Origin of the sequence: Arthrobacter sp. D5-1 (assembly GCF_017357425.1) — a bacterium.
In the GTDB taxonomy this organism is placed as follows: Bacteria; Actinomycetota; Actinomycetes; order Actinomycetales; family Micrococcaceae; genus Arthrobacter.
The window spans coordinates 2,071,928-2,087,936 of record NZ_CP014571.1 but is presented as its reverse complement, the minus strand read 5'-3'; the positions used below and the strand labels follow the sequence as shown (position 1 = coordinate 2,087,936).

The window sequence follows — 16,009 nt, the reverse complement described above, 5'->3', positions numbered from 1 at the left end:
TCAGGCGGGTTCGTGGTTTTGCGCCTCACGGGCAAGAGCGGTCAGCCGGGAGACAGCCCGGAAGTACTTCTTGGTGTAACCGCCGGTCATCATCTCTTCGGTAAAGAGTTTGTCGAAGGGGACGCCGCTGGCCAGGATGGGCACATCTTTGTCATAAAGCCTGTCCGCCAGCACTACGAAGCGAAGGGCTACTGCCTGCTCCGTGATGGTTTCGACGTCGCTCCACACCACGGCTTCAACGCCGGAGATGAGTTGACGGTAACGGCTGGGGTGAACCGCAGCCAGGTGATTGACCAGCGTGCGGAAGTCATCCACCGCCACGGTCCTGCCGGCGAATTCGGCCTTCATACGGTGTTTGAGCTCTTCGGTCTTCAGCGGCGCCGGAGCAGCGGGCAATCCACGGTGCCGGAAGTCCTCGCCGTCGATCCTGACAACATCGAACTGGTCCGCGAGAACCTGGATCTCGCGTTGGAAATCGACGGCGGCAAAGCGGCCCTCGCCCAGCGAGCCGGGCAGGGTGTTGGACGTGGCCGCGAGCTTGACGCCGGCGTCGGCCAGTTCACGCATCAGGCGGGACATCAACACGGTATCGCCGGGGTCATCCAGTTCAAATTCGTCGATGCAGACCAGCTTGTAGCTGCTCAGCGCCTCCACGGTCTTGCGGAATGAAAGCGCACCCACCAGGTTGGTGTATTCAACGAACGTACCGAAGGCCTTGGGTCCGGGCGACCTGTGCCACAACGAGGCCAGGAGGTGGGTCTTGCCGACGCCAAAGCCGCCGTCAAGGTAGATTCCTGCTCTGGTGGCCGGCGCCTTCTTGGCGAAGAGCTTCTTGAACAAGCCGCCGTTGTCTTCGGATGCCACTCCGTCGGCGAAGGCCGAGAGGAGCTTCACGGCATTGGCCTGGCTCGGCTGCGAGGGGTCGGGACGGTAGCTGTCGAACGATACCTCTCCGAATCGCGGAGAGGGGTAGAAGCCCTTGAGGAGCTCCTCCACGGAGACTGCCGGCGTGCGGGCAGCCAGTTGTTCGATCTGTACCACGGTGGTCCGTTCCTTCGGTATTACGTCCCCAGCAAGAATACCGGCTTCCGGCGGCCCCGGCGGGACACGTGACCAAGCCCATGTTTCACCGTGTGACCGCAGGGAAGCATTCCTGCCGCCCCGTGGTTAGTGTTGGAAGCAGCCGGGCCGGCACCTGCACCACTCCCCACGGCCAGGCTTCCGTCCGTTGTCAGTGAAAGGCCATCACCATGTCCTACCCCGTTGAACAGAACGAAAAGTTCGCGTCGTACGCGAACCCCGAACGCCTTGTTTCCACCGAATGGCTCGCATCCGCGCTTGCCGACGGCGCTGTTGCCGACGGCAAACTGGTAGTGGTTGAGTCCGATGAGGACGTCCTCCTGTACGAGACCGGCCACATCCCGGGAGCCGTAAAGATCGACTGGCACACCGATTTGAACGATGAGGTCACCCGCGACTACGTCGACGGCGCTGCTTTCGCTGCCCTCGCATCATCAAAGGGAATCTCCCGCGACAGCACGGTTGTCATCTACGGCGACAAGTCCAACTGGTGGGCTGCCTACGCCCTCTGGGTTTTCACTCTCTTCGGCCACGAAGACGTCCGCCTCCTGGATGGCGGCCGCGACAAATGGATCGCCGAAGGCCGCGAACTGACCACCGAAACTTCACAGCCCGTAGTCGGCGACTACCCGGAAGTAGAGCGCAACGACGCTCCCATCCGCGCTTTCAAGGAAGATGTCCTCGCACACCTGGGAAACCCCCTGATCGACGTCCGCTCCCCCGAGGAATACACGGGACAGCGCACCCACATGCCTGCCTACCCCGAAGAGGGCGCACTCCGTGGCGGCCACATCCCTACGGCCGCATCCATTCCCTGGGCCCGGGCCGCTGCAGAGGACGGCACCTACCGCAGCCGCGAAGAACTCGAAGCCCTGTACCTGGGTGAGGCCGGGCTGGCGGCCGGCGACGACGTCGTGGCCTACTGCCGGATCGGCGAACGCTCAAGCCACACCTGGTTTGCGCTCAAGTACCTGCTGGGCTTCGATACCGTGCGCAACTATGACGGCTCCTGGACAGAGTGGGGCAATGCCGTTCGTGTTCCCATCGTCAAGGGTGCAGAGCGCGGTTCCGTTCCAGCCGCCTTCGCACGCAACTAGTCGTCGCGTGAATCCGCCACCGTCCGGAGGCCCGTAGTGTTGCGGCATACAGAGCGCAATCGCCGCGGTTGTGCGTAAGCTGGAAGAGATGAGTACGTACACTTTGCCCACCGCGCTGGCGGAAATCGTCGATGACTTCCAGGCACTGACGGAGCCTGACCGTCTGCAGCTCCTGCTTGAGTTCTCCAGGGGCCTTCCGGAGCTTCCAGAGCGCCTGAAGGACCACCCTGAGTTGCTGGAGCAGGTTGTGGAATGCCAGTCCCCGCTGTTCCTCACGATCGAGTCGGAGAAGAATCCTGACGGTGCCCGCAAGTACCGGCTCTTCTTCAAGGCTCCCCAGGAGGCGCCGACCACCCGCGGCTTCGCCGGTGTCCTGCACGAGGGACTCGACGGACTTACCGCCGAAGAGATCCTTGCTGTTCCGGACGACATGCCCGAACTGCTGGGCCTGACGCGGGCCATTACTCCCCTGCGTATGCGGGGAATGACGGCCATGCTCGGCCGCATCAAGCGCAAAGTTGCAGCCGCCAGCCGGCTGGAGCACTGAGCCCGCCAGGACACCGAAAGGCGCCACCAGACGGTATGGCCAAAAAAATGGCTTCACAGGGAACGCCGGCTACTGCAGCTCTTGCTGCGGCCGGCGTTTCTTTTGTGCTTCACCCGTACGCCCATGATCCAGCCGCGCCCAGCTACGGCATGGAAGCCGCGGAGGTCCTGGGCATCGAGCCGGAGAGGGTCTTCAAGACACTCATGGTGGAGGTCGAAGGCCGCCTGGCGGTAGCCGTTGTCCCTGTGTCCGGAAACCTGGACCTGAAGTCGGTTGCTGCGGCGTTGGGAGCGAAGAAAGCGGCCATGGCCGATCCCAAGGCCGCTGAGCGCCGCACCGGTTACGTGCTGGGCGGGATATCGCCCGTGGGACAGCGCCAGCCCTCCCCCACGGTCCTGGACGAATCAGCGCTGGGCTTTGACGCCATCCTGGTCTCCGGTGGCCGCCGCGGACTGGACATCGAACTCGCTCCCGCGGACCTCATCCGGTTGACACAGGCAGCCGTTGCGGCCATCGGCACCTCCCCGCCAGCTGATACCAGGCGTCGGCCTTAGCCAGTCTGGCCAGAAGCGCCAGTCAGTCCTGCACCACCCACTGAGCCTGCACCATCCTCCGGACCTGCAGCCACCGGCTGTCCCGGGTTGTTCCGTGGAGCCAATTCCCGCTGCAGCCATGCGTGCACTACGCGTTCCCACCGTTCCGGGTCCACGTTCCATTCCTTGGTGTGCCGCGCACCGTTGAAGGGCTCAAAGGTCACCATTTCCGGGTTCTTCTCGGCGAGGCTGGCGGACGGGCCGAACGGAACGTAGTCGTCGTCGACGCTGTGGATCAACAGCGTGGGGGTCCGCAGCTCAATGGCGCGGGCTTCCCAATCCATGGCCTTGAGGTCAACGGGAGCCGCGAGGCCGGTCAGCCTGCGCCCCAGCGGATGACCCAGCATCAACTGGCCATAACGCCCCACGGTGTAGGGAATCCTGTTCATTTGGGCATGGTGGGCCATGACATTGACCCAGTTGATGACGGGGGCATCCAGCACCAAGGCCCGGATGAGGTGGCGGTGCCTGGAGAGATCGGCTGTCTGCAGGCTGATCGCTCCGCCCATGGACCACCCGAACAGCACGACCTCCCCGGCCCCATGCTCCAAGGCGTAATCAATGGCAGCCTCCACGTCCCGCCATTCAGTGGATCCCAGGCCGTAGCGCCCATCGAGGGCTGAAGGGGCCAGGCCGTCGTTGCGGTAGGAGATGAGCAGGCTGTCCAGCCCCAGGCTCCGCGCCGTACGCACAGCCCGGAGGCCCTCAAGCCGCGTGGCGCCACGCCCGTGCACCATAATTGCCCAGACCGGCGCTGCCGCGGAAGCATCAGCGCGGATCAACCATGCCGGCGCCAGCCCGCCGTCGACCTTTATCTCCACATCCTCGGCCGCAAGGCCGATCGACGCCGGGTCCGGGTAGGTAGCGCCGCTCCACCAGCCACGGCGGGCCTCTGCCAGATTGCCACTGTAGACCTCTTCAACCTCGCGGAGGACAGTCTGCTCGGCCGGGGAGTAGGACACGATCCGGCCAATCCGCGCGTGTCCTTGACCGCCGGCGAAGAAGAGACTGAACACGCCGTCGATGGTGGTGTCCGGGGTAGCCGCGAGGATGACCTGGAGCCCCTTGTCGTCCCGGATGACTGCCAGGACCTCCTGGTCCTCATGGCGGGCCGCCGGGGTGATGACGCGCCGTGCAAAGTAGACGGCGAGCGCAGAGGACCCGGCGCCGAGCAGGCCTGCGAGGGTGCCGCCCGCGAGGAAGCCGCCTATGGCCCATTTGGTACGGAGGGACATTTTGTTCTCTGCAGCGTCGCCCGCTGACCCGTGTGTCGATGCCATGCCTCCATTGTTGCCGCTTCCTGGCCACGCCGGGTGCAGGTGCGGGCCGCGCGGCGCACCTGCACCCTGATTCGGTACCAAAGCCTGCGGACTCAGGTTATGCGGGACTACGCTGTAGCCATGAGTGATCCCATAGTCATCTTGACTGAAGAGCCCCTTGGCCCCGACGACCGCGTTAACATCGCCAAACTGGTGGATGGCAGCGACGCGCCCCTCGTTGTCCTGGTTCCCGCCAACACCGAGCGACATCTCCTGGTGGACTTCCTGGAGAATCTTTCGTTGCTGGAGATCGCCAAGGCGTTCCGCGAACTTACAGCGCAGTCACCGGATCCGGCGGCGGAGCGTGCTGAAGCGTCGGAGACGTTGACGGCCTCCCTGGCGGCGTTGGCCGGTTTGGGTGGCGGCGTCACGGGTGAAGTCGTCGACGGCGGTGCCGTGGCCGGCTTGGTGTCCAAAGTGCGTGCGCTCGATGCCGCGCAGGCCGTAGTGGTCACGCGCCCCCATGCCATCGCCGATACGTTCCACACCGACTGGGCCAACAAAGCGCAGGATCAATTGGGACTTCCTGTCCTCCATCTGTACGCGGGTTCGGGATTTATCGGCGACTCGTGAGCGTTGCACAAGACATGAACACTCCTGAGAACACAAGCAAGACAACTTCTGCGCCTGCGGAGAAAACTGATGCCCAGTGGCGCGAGGAGTTGACCCCCGAGGAATACCGCGTTCTGCGGCAGGCGGGAACGGAGCGGCCGTACACCGGCGAGTACTGGGACACCCACACAGAGGGCGTCTATCAGTGCCGTGCTTGTGGCAGCCAGCTGTTTACCAGCAAGGAGAAGTTCGATTCCCATTGCGGCTGGCCGTCGTTCTGGGCTCCCTTGGCTGAAGGCACGGTCCGCTATCTTCATGACCGCACCATGGGCATGGACCGGGTGGAGGTCCGTTGCGCCACCTGTGATTCGCATTTGGGGCACGTCTTCGAGGGCGAGGGCTACGGCACCCCTACGGACCAGCGGTTCTGCATCAACTCCATCTCGCTCCGCCTGGTCAACCCGGAAGAGAGCTGACGGGTCCGGACGGGCCGGCCATGGGTTCGGTCCGTCCGGAGCTGTTGTCCTGCAGGAGTGCGGGGCGCTGGATCTCGAACTGTGCAGGAACACCCAAAGGGCAAGAGTTGCTTATCCTCGGGGCTTTTTTCAATTAGCAATGCTTTTCGCTTGCTACGCTCGGCCCAGAAGCAACCACTACTTCGGAAAGGGCCGAGCTCCATGACAACCATCGCCACCTCCACCCTCCCGCGTGTCACCGCTGACAACGCCGAGTGGACAACGCTGAAGGCCGCGGCCACAGCACTCCAAGCACACCAGGAACAGGACGGCTCCATCGCCGATCCCTCGGTCCACGGCGAGGCAACAACCCTCGTAGCAACGATCTGCGACGCCGTCACATCTTTGGCTCCCCTGTTCCCCCACGACGCCCGCTACCTGGAGTTGCTGGTGGAGGACTTTGGCCGGTGGGTACAGGGCGGCTTCGGCGTACCGGACTTCCTGGATTCCCTGCAGGCGTTCCAGCCCCAGGAACTGCGCGTTGACGGCCTCCAACACCTGGTGGTCTTCCCCATGTACACGCAGAACGGCAGCACCAACAGGCTGGTCGAAGCCGTATTGATCGAGGTCATCTGGCCTGAGTTCATTGGCGGGCTTGAAGCGGGCGAGTACTCCAACAAGCTGTTCGTCCCCATCCGCTTCATCGATTTCACTCCCGGGTACGACACCAACTCCGCGGTGCTCTTCCCCGAAACCGTTGCCGTGCGCGAGACTCCCACCTTCACCTGGGGCGCCATCTTCGCCGACCGTGAAGCCGCACGCTTCCGCCGCGTCCTCAAGGCAGCAGCAGCAACCACTTCTTTGGAACTTCCAGCAGATGCAGCCCAGTTGATCGAGGACCAGGAACTCACCCAGCGCACGTTCGTCATGTGGGACCTCATCCATGACCGCACCCACATGCGGGGTGATCTGCCTTTTGATCCGTTCATGATCAAGCAGCGCATGCCGTTCTTCCTCTACTCGTTGGAAGAGTTGCGATGCGATTTGACCGCCTTCCGCGAGTCAGTCCGCATCGAGAAGGATGAGAACGCCGATCCTGACGCCAGGAAGCACGCAAAACTTGTTCAGTACGCGGTGATTTTTGACCGGATCTTCCGCTTCGCGATCACCGGCAGCCGTGTCCGCAACTATGACGGACTTGGCGGTCAACTGCTGTTCGCGTGGATGCACCAGCACCACGTCCTTCACTGGACGGACAGCAAGCTCTCCATTGACTGGGAGGATGCTGCTGCAGTAGTGGTTGAACTCGGTGCCAGAATCGAAGAACTCTACTGGCGTTCCATTGACCGGCCGAAGGCCGCCCACTGGTTGGCTGCGTACGAACTCATTTCCGGCACGGTGACTGCCCACCCGGCGTCTGTGTGGGCCAAGGGACCGGATGCCCTGCCGCTGGACGGTCCTCCCCGCGGGCTCACCGACCAGGTCCTTGACGACGAGTTCCCGCTGTCCATGTTCTACGAAGCATTGGAGAAGAAGATGCGTCCCGTGATCGAATCCACTACGGGCATCACCGGCGCGACGGCGGCCTGATGCCCACACTGACCATCCTTGTGACCGGCGGCAGCAGCGCGTCCGGCATTGCTGCCGCGCGGGCTCTGGGGGCCGCCGGTCACCGGGTCTTCACTGTGGGCTCGGACGACGTTCGCATCCAGGAAGCGGCGAATGAAGCCGGCCATGGAGTGGTCCCCCTGGTGTGCGATCTCGCTTCGTATGAGGCTGTTCGCGACCTCGCGGACGGGCTCTCCGGCCACGGCGTTGAAAAGGTGGATGGAGTCATCCACTTGGTGGGCGGTTGGCGTGGCGCGAAAGGCATCGAAGACCAATCCGATGAGGATTGGGATGCCCTGGAACGGGGCGCGATCACTACCCTGCGCAACGTCTCCCGGGTGTTCTACAGCCAGCTCGAGGCATCCCCGCAGGGCCGGTTGGCGATGATCTCCTCCACCTCCGCGTCAGCTCCTACTGCCGCTGCCGCCAGTTACGCCGCGGCAAAGGCTGCCGCTGAAGCCTGGACCCTTGCAGTGGCTGACGGGTTCCGCCGCGCGCAGGCGGACGGCCGGCAGGCCAGCCAGCAGCAGCCAGAAGGCCAACACAGCGCAGCCGTCATCTTCGTGGTCAAAGCCCTGGTGGATTCCGCCATGCGTGCCGCGCATCCGGACAGGCGGTTCCCCGGCTATACGGACGTCGAGGACCTGGCGGCCGCCGTCGTCGGACTGTTCGAAGAACAGGCCGCAAACCTCAACGGCCAGCGCATCCTGCTGGCCAAATAGACTTGAAAGCGTGAATGAACAAGTGACGAGCACAACAGAGGCCATCCACCGCGCCAACAGCGCCAACACGATGGTTGGGAACAGCCAGCTCCATGACCCATCGGTTCGTGGATTTGCCTCCGATAACTACTCCGGCGTGCACCCGGAGATCCTCGCTGCACTGGCAACGGCCAATGGCGGGCACCAGGTCTCTTACGGCGAGGATGTGTACACCGCACGGCTGCAGGAGGTGCTGGAGCAGCAATTCGGGCCGGGCATCGAGACCTTCCCGGTCTTCAACGGCACCGGCGCCAACGTCCTTGCCCTGCAATCCCTCCTTCCCCGGTGGGGAGCGGTGATCTGCGCCTCCACCGCGCACATCAACATGGATGAGAACGGTGCACCCGAACGGGTGGGCGGGATCAAGCTCCTCCAGGTTCCCACCGAGGACGGCAAACTCACCCCCGAGCTGATTGATCGCGAAGCGTGGGGCTGGGGTGATGAGCACCGGGCCCAGCCTTTGGTGGTCTCCATAACCCAGACCACTGAACTGGGTACCTGCTACACCCCGGAAGAAGTGCGGGCCATCGCGGACCACGCCCATTCCAAGGGCATGAAGCTTCACATGGATGGCGCCAGGCTGGCGAACGCAGCCGCTCACCTTGATGTTCCCCTCCGGGCCTTCACGCGCGACGCCGGCGTGGACATCCTGTCCTTCGGCGGCACCAAGAACGGACTCCTTTTTGGCGAAGTCGTAGTGGCACTCAACCCGGAGGCGGCTGATGGCCTGAAGTTCCTTCGCAAGATGAACATGCAGCTCGCCTCGAAGATGCGCTTTATCTCTGCCCAGTTCATTGCCCTGCTGGAGGATGGACTGTGGTTGCGTTCGGCCGCCCACGCCAACGCCATGGCCTCCCGCCTGCGGACGGCCGTTGAAGCGATCGACGGCGTGGAGCCCACCCAGGCGACGCAGTCCAACGGCGTCTTCGCCATCCTCCCGGCCGGCGTTGCCGACCGCCTGCGCAAGAGCTTCGCCTTCTACGATTGGGACGCCGCCAGAGGTGAGGTCCGGTGGATGTGCTCCTTTGACACCACAGAGGAAGACATCGACGCCTTCGTTGCTGGCATCAAGCGGGAGCTGGCCTCCCGGTAACCCCGCGCATCCGGGGCGGCGAGCCTGCTGGGAATCGCCGCCCCGGAAGCATAACCTGCGAGGGTGAACGCCCTCGCACAGGTTCCCTCGGACTTTCTCCTCGCCTTGGGAACACTTCGAAAAGCCCAATGCCGCAGCGAATTGCGGCTTGATGAGATCCCTGCGCCCGCCCGGCTGGCCCCGTACGCGGTGGCTTTGGGTGCGGAAGTTTTCAGCCCCACTGCGGCTACGCGCCGCGTTCCCGTCCACGGGCCGGCGGCCAAGGCCTTCGCAGCGAGCCAGGCGAACACGCCGGCGAGCGAGGACGACGACGAACTGGCCACGGGCCGGTTCATCCTCCTCTACGATCCCGATGGTTCACCGGTGTGGGAAGGTGAATTCCGTATTGTCACCTACATTCGGGCCCAAATGGACGCTGAGATGGGCAACGACTCCATGCTGGGCTCCGTCGCCTGGACGTGGTTGGTGGACGCCCTGGAGAACCACGCAGCCCCGTATCGCGCGGCTGGCGGCACGGCAACAAGGATCCTTTCCGAGAGCTTTGGCACAGTGGCCGAACGCCCGGACACCATAGACATTGAACTTCGCGCTTCATGGACCCCTGCCGGCGCTGACGTCCAGGCGCACTTGGAGGCCTGGTCAGACATGGTCTGTACTTTCGCCGGGCTTCCTCCCCTTCCGCCGGGCGTCACTGGACTTCCCAACAGGAGGCTGAATTGACCACTGTTGACACGTCGCCCACGGCGGCCAATACACGGTCAGCACCGCGTCCCGGCGAGAACCCGGCGTGAATCGGTAAGCTTAAGCCACCATGACCCCTGAAAATCTGGATAAAACCACAGCCGGCGATCCGGTTGCTGATCCCACCACCCACATCAAGGTAGACGGCTTTGACAGCCACGTCCCCGAAGTCATCGATCTCGATACGCCACGCGAAGGCGTCCCCCTGGTCATCGACACTCCGGCCGGACTTGAACGATGCGCCGCCGCCATCGCCGCCGGAACAGGACCGGCCGGGGTGGACGCAGAGCGCGCCTCCGGCTTCCGTTACGGCCAACGCGCCTTCCTGGTGCAGATCCGCCGCGACGGAGCGGGAACCTGGCTGATCGACCCCGAGCCTTTCGACAACCTGGACATCATCAACGAGGCTCTCCGTGGCGTCGAATGGATCCTGCATGCAGCCACCCAGGACCTTCCCTGCCTGTCCGAACTCGGCATGTGGCCCGACAAACTGTTCGACACCGAACTTGCCGCCCGCCTTGCCGGCCTTCCCCGCGTAGGCCTGGCGGCCGTCATCGAGCAACTCCTCGGATTCGGCCTGGCAAAAGAACATTCTGCAGCCGACTGGTCCACCCGCCCGCTGCCCGAGCCTTGGCTCCGGTACGCAGCGCTCGACGTCGAAGTTCTTGCGGAATTGCGCGAAGAGCTCATCGAGTTGCTGGAGGCGGACGGCAAGCTGGAGTACGCCGAACAGGAATTCGCCGGCATCCTTGCCGCCGGTATTTCACCGCCCCGCGTCGATCCCTGGCGGAAAACGTCCGGGTTGCACCAGATCCGGGACCGCCGTCAGTTGGCAGCAGTCCGCGAACTCTGGCAGGAGCGCGATCAGCTGGCACGTAAACGCGATGTGGCGCCGGGGCGCCTGATTCCTGATTCGGCCTTGGTGGCAGCCGCGAAAGCCATGCCCACCACTGTCCCCCAACTACTGGCCACCAAGGGATTCCACGGCCGCTCTGCCCAACGGGAGGCACCGCGCTGGCTGCGATGCATCACCATCGCCCGCACCCTGACTGATCTTCCGCCCTTGCATCTGCCCACCAACGCTCCACCGCCGCCGCGGGTGTGGGTGGATCGCGACCCGGAGGCTGCAGCGCGCCTGGCCACCGCCCGGCCCGCGCTGCAGGCCAAGGCTGACGAACTCAACCTGCCGGTGGAGAACCTGCTGACACCGGACTTCCTGAGGCGGATCACCTGGCGGCCACCGTCGGACATATCCCTGGAAACGGTATCTGCTGAATTGCGGGAGCTGGGTGCCCGCGAATGGCAGGTCTCCTTCGCCGCACCAATCCTCACCGACGCCTGCTTGAACCCCAAACCCCTGCCGGCCAAAGAATCCAAAACGAAGGACAGCCGGCAGGCACAGGAAACCCAACAGTCATCGGACTCCGCCTGAGTCTGTCCAGACTGCCAGGCCCGTCACCCGAACTACGGTTCGCGGCGGCGGGCCTTTCGCGTCTCCAGGGTCACTCGGCAGGAGGTCGACACACCTTGCACCGTAAGTTACCGGCGAGTAACATTGCGTTAATGCCAACCGGAGCACCCGCGACGCGGGCCGGCACCATGTCTCAACGAGGAGTTAATACATGAGTCCATCACGCAGTGCCCAAAGGAATGTCCGCGATGTCGTTTTCGTGGACGGAGTCCGCACCCCGTTCGGCAAAGCCGGCGACAAGGGAATCTACGCGGGCACCAGGGCCGATGACCTCGTGGTGAAGTGCATCCGCGAACTGATGCGGCGCAATCCGTCCCTGCCAGCAGACCGCGTGGACGAGGTAGCCATTGCCGCCACCACGCAGACCGGAGACCAGGGCCTCACCATCGGCCGCACCGCCGCGTTGCTGGCCGGCCTCCCGCGCACCGTTCCCGGCTTCGCCATCGACCGCATGTGCGCAGGCGCCATGACGGCGGTCACCACGACGGCGAGTGGCATCGGCTTTGGCGCCTACGACGTCGTCATCGCCGGCGGAGTGGAACATATGGGCAACCACCCCATGGGCGCCGGAGCCGACCCCAATCCGCGGTTCATGTCCGAGCGGCTGGTGGACCCGGCTGCCCTGAACATGGGCAACACGGCAGAAAACCTGCACGACCGGTTCCCGGCCATCACCAAGGACCGCACGGATGCCTATGCCGCTGCTTCGCAAGCCAAGCTCGCCGCAGCGTACTCCAACGAACAAATACAGCACGACCTCGTCCCCGTGGCCACAATGAAGCCGGGCCAGGGCTGGGCGCTCCATACCACGGACGAACCCCCTCGCCCCGGAACCACGGTGGCCGACCTCGCCGAACTTCGCACCCCTTTCCGTGCCCACGGCCGCGTCACTGCCGGAAACGCCGCTGGCTTGAATGACGGCGCGACGGCGGCCGTTCTCGCGTCGGCCGAAGCCGCCGAGGAGCTGGGACTCTCCGTCAAGATGCGCCTTGTCTCCTACGCCTTCGCGGGCGTCGAACCGGAGGTCATGGGCATTGGCCCCGTTCCGGCGACGGAAAAGGCGCTCAAGAACGCCGGACTGGGCATAGAAGACATCGGGCTCTTCGAGATCAATGAAGCCTTCGCGGTCCAGGTACTGAGCTTCCTGGACCACTTCGGCATCGCCGACAATGACCCCCGCGTCAACCGCTATGGCGGTGCGATCGCCGTCGGACATCCGCTTGCTTCCTCCGGCGTCCGCCTGATGAACCAGCTGGCCCGGCAATTCGAGGAGGATCCCACAGTGCGCTACGGCATCACCACTATGTGCATCGGCCTGGGCATGGGTGCAACAGTGATCTGGGAGAACCCGCACCACCCCGACTACGCTTCCTCCACCGCTGAGACCGCCACCACCGAAGGAGCCGCCGCATGAGCGCCGCCGAATTCCAGAAGCTCGCCGCCCTCTTCCCTGACGAAGTGGTCACCCACTCCTACGTGCAGGACATTCAGCTGCCGGGTGGCGCAGGAACCTTCGCGCTGATCACCCTGGACAATGGCTTGGACCACTCCAAGCCCACCACGCTGGGCCCCAACACGCTGGTTGAACTGGGCGGCGTCCTGGACCAACTCAAGGAACGTGCTTCACGGGGTGACATCGTGGGTGTCGGTGTCACGGGCAAGCCGTACTTCCTGGTGGCCGGCGCCGACCTGTCGGCCGTCAAAACGCTCAAGGAGCGCGAGCACGGCCTCTGGATGGCACAGCTTGGCCACGCCGTCTACAGCACCCTGGCAAATCTTGGCGTGCCAAGCTTCGCCTTCATCAACGGCCTTGCCCTGGGCGGCGGACTCGAAATCGCCCTGCAGTCGACGTACCGGACCGTCTCCACCGGTGCCGGCGCCTTGGCCCTCCCCGAAGCGTTCATCGGCCTCGTGCCGGGGTGGGGTGGCGTCTATATCCTGCCGCGCCTCATCGGTCCCGAGAACGCCGTCAAGGTGATGATCGAGAATCCCCTGAGCAACAACCGGACACTCACCGGACCGCAGGCATTCGAGCTGGGGGTGGCCGACGCCATCTTCGAGCCTGCCGACTTCGTGGAACAGTCGCTCGCATGGGCGGCAAAGGTTATTTCAGGCGACGTCACACCTGAGCGGAAGAACTCCGTAGATGCCGCGGACGACGCAGTCGCTGGGCGGTGGGCAGCCGCAGTTACCGCTGGACGGGCTTTTGTGGAGTCCAAGACCTCCAATGCCTCCCCTGCCCCGGCAAAGGTCCTGGACGTCATAGAAGCCAACCGCACCATGACACAGGCGGAATCGGCAGAGCTCGAGTGTGAGACCCTCGCAGGGCTCATGCAAACGGACGAGTTCCGCTCCACTGTGTACGCTTTCCTGGACCTTGTCCAGAAGCGCTCAAAGCGTCCTGCAGGGGCCCCTGACCGCAAGCTTGCCCGCCCGGTCACCAAGGTCGGCGTGGTAGGCGCAGGGCTCATGGCAAGCCAGCTGGCCTTGCTGTTCGCCCGGCAGCTGAAAGTCCCTGTAGTGATGACCGACATCGATCAGGCGAGGGTGGACAAGGGCGTTGCCTACGTCCATGCCGAAGTGGACAAGATGCTGGCCAAGAAGCGGATCAAGCCCGACGCCGCCAACAGGACCAAGGCGCTCATTACGGGTTCCGTCTCCAAGGAAGCCTTCGCCGACGCCGACTTCGTCATCGAGGCCGTTTTCGAAGAACTCCACATCAAGAAGCAGGTCTTCGCGGAGGTTGAAGCAATTGTTTCTCCCGAATGCATCCTGGCCACCAACACGTCTTCGCTGTCTGTCACTGCCATGGCCGAGGACCTGAAGCACCCGGAACGCCTGGTGGGCTTCCACTTCTTCAACCCGGTGGCTGTCATGCCCCTCCTGGAGATTGTGCGGGCACCCAAGACGGACGACGCCGTGCTGGCCACCGCCTTCGAACTCGCCAAGGGTCTCAAGAAGACTGCGGTGCTGGTCAAGGATGCCGCAGCCTTTGTGGTCAACCGCATCCTGCTCCGCCTCATGGGTGAAGTCATCGCAGCGTTCGACGAAGGAACACCTGCCGACGTCGCTGACAACGCCCTGCGTCCCATGGGGCTGCCGATGTCGCCGTTCACCCTGGCTGCCATGGTTGGCCTGCCGGTCGCCCAGCATGTGCAGGAGTCCCTGCACACAGCGTTCGGCGACCGGTTCCCCGTCTCGCAGAACCTGCAGAAGCTCATCGACAACGGAGTAAAGTCACTATGGGTCCCAGGCCCCGATGGGACTCCTGTTATCCCGGCTGAGACTTTGGCCATTATGTCCTTCGGCGACACCCCGTCCACCGGCGAGGACGTCCTTCGACGCACGCAGGATGCCCTGGCCGAGGAAATCGGGCTCATGCTCGCCGAGGGCGTGGTCTCCGGACCGGAAGACATCGACCTTTGCGTCATCATGGGCGCCGGCTGGCCGATGTTCCTCGGAGGCATCACACCGTACCTGGATCGCGTGGGCGCTTCGGAGCGGGTCAACGGCAAGAGGTTCCTCGCCCCCGGCGTCGCATCAGCCCCTGCCTGATCCGTCCCTCTCGCACATCCCGGGCCCTTAAACCGATCGCTCTCTCACATCCCGCGGCCCAAACCGGAACGCTCTCTCACCGAGGTGGGAGAGCGTTCCGTTTTAGGGTCTGTTTTCTGAGAGAGGGACGCCTGGCGGGGGGCGGGATGTGCTAGCGGGCTAGAAGAGTGCAACCTTCGGCGTCCGCGGGAAGATCTCATCCAGCTCCGCGCAGTCTTCCTGGGTAGGTACCCAGCACACAGCTTCGGCGTTTTCGCGGATCTGCTCCGGACGCGTGGCGCCCGCGATCACGCTGCCGACACCGGGCTGCGCGGCAAGCCAGGAGAAGGCCAGCTGCAATTCACTGATGTCCCGCTCCTTGGCGAACTGGCCGAAGCGACCCAGCTGGTCCCAATCGGCGTCGTCCACCAGGTTGGTGCGGGTGTGGCTCAAGCGGGAACCTTCAGGGGCCTTGCCCGCAGAGTACTTTCCGGTGAGCAGCCCGTTGGCCAAGGGGAAGTAAGGAAGGACGCCCAAGGAAAAGGCTCCCGCCGCGGGAAGCACCTCGAGTTCTGCGCGCCGGTCCAGGAGGTTGTAATGATTTTGCGTCGAGATGAAGCGCGCGCCCCCAAGCTGGCGCCCGACGTACTCCGCTTCAGCGATCTGCCAGCCGGCAAAGTTGGAATGGCCGATGTACCGCACCTTGCCGCTGGACACCAGGTCATCCAAGGCGGCCAGGGTCTCCTCGATGGGCGTCCGCGCGTCCGGGGTATGGAACTGGTAGAGATCGATCCACTCTGTGTCCAAGCGGCGGAGCGATGCTTCCACGGCCCTCACAATGTAGCGGCGCGAACCGCGGGCGTCGAAGTCGTTGCCGTTGACTCCACGCATGTCCATGCCGAACTTGGTGCCGATGACTACGTCGTCACGCCGGCCCTTGAGCGCCTTGCCCAACATGGCCTCGCTCAGTCCCGGCTCGCGGCCGTAGACATCGGCAACGTCAAAGAAGGTCACTCCGGCATCAAGCGCGGCATGGACAACGTCGTCCGTGCCCTCCTGGGACTCGGTGGGTGTATTGGCGCGTCCAAGATTGTTGCAGCCCAGCCCAACAGCTGAGACAGTCAATCCGGAATGGCCAAGGCGTCGGTATTCAGTCAT

15 protein-coding genes are annotated in these 16,009 nt (G+C 64.0%); 12 read left to right on the top strand and 3 right to left on the bottom strand.

Annotated elements, in window-relative coordinates:
- Nucleotides 1-1,041, bottom strand: coding sequence for a cell division protein ZapE (gene zapE / locus AYX22_RS09510; protein WP_207597194.1), 1,041 nt, complete (start codon nucleotides 1,039-1,041; stop codon nucleotides 1-3).
- A gap of 209 nt (nucleotides 1,042-1,250) precedes the next feature.
- Between zapE and AYX22_RS09505 the strand changes: the two genes are divergently transcribed.
- The 3 genes from AYX22_RS09505 to ybaK all read left to right on the top strand — a co-directional run bounded on the left by AYX22_RS09505 (nucleotide 1,251) and on the right by ybaK (nucleotide 3,278).
- On the top strand, nucleotides 1,251-2,177 hold the full coding sequence (locus AYX22_RS09505; protein WP_207597193.1) for a sulfurtransferase: 927 nt from the start codon (nucleotides 1,251-1,253) through the stop codon (nucleotides 2,175-2,177).
- Between the two features lie 88 nt (nucleotides 2,178-2,265).
- Nucleotides 2,266-2,724, top strand: a complete 459-nt coding sequence (locus AYX22_RS09500; RefSeq protein WP_198318399.1) for a SufE family protein — start codon at nucleotides 2,266-2,268, stop codon at nucleotides 2,722-2,724.
- Nucleotides 2,725-2,759: 35 nt separating this feature from the next.
- On the top strand, nucleotides 2,760-3,278 hold the full coding sequence (ybaK, locus tag AYX22_RS09495) for a Cys-tRNA(Pro) deacylase (protein WP_207597192.1): 519 nt from the start codon (nucleotides 2,760-2,762) through the stop codon (nucleotides 3,276-3,278).
- On the opposite strand, the gene AYX22_RS09490 is transcribed toward ybaK, so the two are convergent.
- Nucleotides 3,275-4,597 (bottom strand): alpha/beta fold hydrolase, encoded by a 1,323-nt coding sequence (locus tag AYX22_RS09490; RefSeq protein ID WP_242703578.1) that lies wholly within the window; start codon nucleotides 4,595-4,597, stop codon nucleotides 3,275-3,277. The genes ybaK and AYX22_RS09490 overlap by 4 nt on opposite strands.
- A gap of 120 nt (nucleotides 4,598-4,717) precedes the next feature.
- On the opposite strand from AYX22_RS09490, the gene AYX22_RS09485 reads away from it, so the two are divergent.
- The 9 genes from AYX22_RS09485 to AYX22_RS09445 all read left to right on the top strand — a co-directional run bounded on the left by AYX22_RS09485 (nucleotide 4,718) and on the right by AYX22_RS09445 (nucleotide 14,872).
- Nucleotides 4,718-5,209, top strand: a complete 492-nt coding sequence (locus AYX22_RS09485) for a hypothetical protein (RefSeq protein ID WP_207597191.1) — start codon at nucleotides 4,718-4,720, stop codon at nucleotides 5,207-5,209.
- Nucleotides 5,210-5,223: 14 nt separating this feature from the next.
- On the top strand, nucleotides 5,224-5,664 hold the full coding sequence (gene msrB, locus AYX22_RS09480) for a peptide-methionine (R)-S-oxide reductase MsrB (RefSeq protein ID WP_207597536.1): 441 nt from the start codon (nucleotides 5,224-5,226) through the stop codon (nucleotides 5,662-5,664).
- Between the two features lie 201 nt (nucleotides 5,665-5,865).
- Complete coding sequence (locus tag AYX22_RS09475) at nucleotides 5,866-7,233, top strand: DUF6421 family protein (RefSeq protein ID WP_207597190.1); 1,368 nt, start codon at nucleotides 5,866-5,868, stop codon at nucleotides 7,231-7,233.
- Nucleotides 7,233-7,973: an SDR family NAD(P)-dependent oxidoreductase gene (locus AYX22_RS09470; protein ID WP_207597189.1), complete on the top strand. Its 741-nt coding sequence runs from the start codon at nucleotides 7,233-7,235 to the stop codon at nucleotides 7,971-7,973. Before AYX22_RS09475 ends, AYX22_RS09470 begins: the two co-directional genes overlap by 1 nt.
- Before the next feature lie 70 nt (nucleotides 7,974-8,043).
- Nucleotides 8,044-9,105 carry a low specificity L-threonine aldolase gene (locus AYX22_RS09465; RefSeq protein ID WP_207597535.1) on the top strand — a complete coding sequence of 354 codons (1,062 nt, stop codon included), beginning with the start codon at nucleotides 8,044-8,046 and terminating at the stop codon, nucleotides 9,103-9,105.
- Between the two features lie 63 nt (nucleotides 9,106-9,168).
- Nucleotides 9,169-9,825, top strand: a complete 657-nt coding sequence (locus tag AYX22_RS09460; protein WP_207597188.1) for a DUF3000 domain-containing protein — start codon at nucleotides 9,169-9,171, stop codon at nucleotides 9,823-9,825.
- 91 nt (nucleotides 9,826-9,916) lie between these two features.
- Nucleotides 9,917-11,278 carry an HRDC domain-containing protein gene (locus AYX22_RS09455; protein WP_207597187.1) on the top strand — a complete coding sequence of 454 codons (1,362 nt, stop codon included), beginning with the start codon at nucleotides 9,917-9,919 and terminating at the stop codon, nucleotides 11,276-11,278.
- A 190-nt stretch (nucleotides 11,279-11,468) separates the two neighbouring features.
- Entirely contained in the window at nucleotides 11,469-12,731 is a 1,263-nt protein-coding gene (locus AYX22_RS09450) for an acetyl-CoA C-acyltransferase (protein ID WP_207597186.1), read from the top strand.
- Nucleotides 12,728-14,872, top strand: a complete 2,145-nt coding sequence (locus AYX22_RS09445) for a 3-hydroxyacyl-CoA dehydrogenase NAD-binding domain-containing protein (RefSeq protein ID WP_207597185.1) — start codon at nucleotides 12,728-12,730, stop codon at nucleotides 14,870-14,872. Before AYX22_RS09450 ends, AYX22_RS09445 begins: the two co-directional genes overlap by 4 nt.
- 159 nt (nucleotides 14,873-15,031) lie before the next feature.
- On the opposite strand, the gene AYX22_RS09440 is transcribed toward AYX22_RS09445, so the two are convergent.
- Nucleotides 15,032-16,009, bottom strand: coding sequence for an aldo/keto reductase (locus AYX22_RS09440; protein WP_207597184.1), 978 nt, complete (start codon nucleotides 16,007-16,009; stop codon nucleotides 15,032-15,034).

Excerpts from the sequence above, each read along its gene's own strand:
- AYX22_RS09505 (WP_207597193.1), top strand. The coding sequence starts at position 1,251 with ATGTCCTACCCCGTTGAACAGAACGAAAAGTTCGCGTCGTACGCGAAC.
- AYX22_RS09500 (WP_198318399.1), top strand. The coding sequence starts at position 2,266 with ATGAGTACGTACACTTTGCCCACCGCGCTGGCGGAAATCGTCGATGAC.
- ybaK (WP_207597192.1), top strand. The coding sequence starts at position 2,760 with ATGGCCAAAAAAATGGCTTCACAGGGAACGCCGGCTACTGCAGCTCTT.
- AYX22_RS09490 (WP_242703578.1), bottom strand. The coding sequence starts at position 4,597 with ATGGCATCGACACACGGGTCAGCGGGCGACGCTGCAGAGAACAAAATG.
- AYX22_RS09485 (WP_207597191.1), top strand. The coding sequence starts at position 4,718 with ATGAGTGATCCCATAGTCATCTTGACTGAAGAGCCCCTTGGCCCCGAC.
- msrB (WP_207597536.1), top strand. The coding sequence starts at position 5,224 with ATGAACACTCCTGAGAACACAAGCAAGACAACTTCTGCGCCTGCGGAG.
- AYX22_RS09475 (WP_207597190.1), top strand. The coding sequence starts at position 5,866 with ATGACAACCATCGCCACCTCCACCCTCCCGCGTGTCACCGCTGACAAC.
- AYX22_RS09470 (WP_207597189.1), top strand. The coding sequence starts at position 7,233 with ATGCCCACACTGACCATCCTTGTGACCGGCGGCAGCAGCGCGTCCGGC.
- AYX22_RS09465 (WP_207597535.1), top strand. The coding sequence starts at position 8,044 with ATGGTTGGGAACAGCCAGCTCCATGACCCATCGGTTCGTGGATTTGCC.
- AYX22_RS09455 (WP_207597187.1), top strand. The coding sequence starts at position 9,917 with ATGACCCCTGAAAATCTGGATAAAACCACAGCCGGCGATCCGGTTGCT.
- AYX22_RS09450 (WP_207597186.1), top strand. The coding sequence starts at position 11,469 with ATGAGTCCATCACGCAGTGCCCAAAGGAATGTCCGCGATGTCGTTTTC.
- AYX22_RS09445 (WP_207597185.1), top strand. The coding sequence starts at position 12,728 with ATGAGCGCCGCCGAATTCCAGAAGCTCGCCGCCCTCTTCCCTGACGAA.
- AYX22_RS09440 (WP_207597184.1), bottom strand. The coding sequence starts at position 16,009 with ATGACTGAATACCGACGCCTTGGCCATTCCGGATTGACTGTCTCAGCT.